Origin of the sequence: Wolbachia endosymbiont of Drosophila incompta (genome assembly GCF_001758565.1) — a bacterium.
Taxonomy (GTDB): Bacteria; Pseudomonadota; Alphaproteobacteria; order Rickettsiales; family Anaplasmataceae; genus Wolbachia; species Wolbachia pipientis.
In genome coordinates, this window is sequence record NZ_CP011148.1 from 458,105 (window position 1) to 458,688 (window position 584).

At 33.2% G+C, this 584-nt stretch carries 1 pseudogene (cut by a window edge); it reads right to left on the reverse strand.

Annotated elements, in window-relative coordinates:
* Window positions 1-427 precede the first annotated feature (427 nt).
* Window positions 428-584 (reverse strand): annotated as a pseudogene (locus tag WG67_RS08285) (elongation factor 4) (its annotated part continues 125 nt past the right edge of the window); the annotation flags it as partial.

The following is a 584-nucleotide window of genomic DNA, read 5'->3' on the forward strand; positions in this document are numbered from 1 at the left end:
ACTTTCAAGTATGGCGTTTTTTTATTCTAAACGCTTAATAACCGCGATTTAGCTGCTTTTTAATGCAACTAACCTTTAGTCATAAATGTTTAAGAAATTTACTAAACAGAAAAAAAGGCAAAAGAAACCCTAGGGTAGCTAGTTATTCACTATCCATTTTTTAAGTTGGCGTTTTTTTATGTTTTAAACGCTTTATAAGCGCGTTTCAGCTTATGTAGGTAGAAGTTTGATAAAGACATAAGGTGCACATAGTGCAAAAAATTAAACATGAGACGCCAGATACGTGAGTTTTTTTGTCATTTAATCTGTACAGAGAAGATAAATAAATAGCTTCAGTTTCATGATAAGGGGGCTGGCGGAGTTTGTCAAGTAAGTTTTTTCGTTTCTAACGGTTGTTGCCAAAAACTATACAAGAAGTCTTTTAAGATCAATCACTTATCTTCAAGGCTTGAATAAAAGCATTCTGTGGAATATTTACGTTCCCTATAGAATGTAACCTTTTTTTACCCTTCTTTTGCTTTTCAAGTAGTTTCATTCTTCGCGTTACATCTCCACCATAGAGTTTAGCTGTTACATCTTTTCTG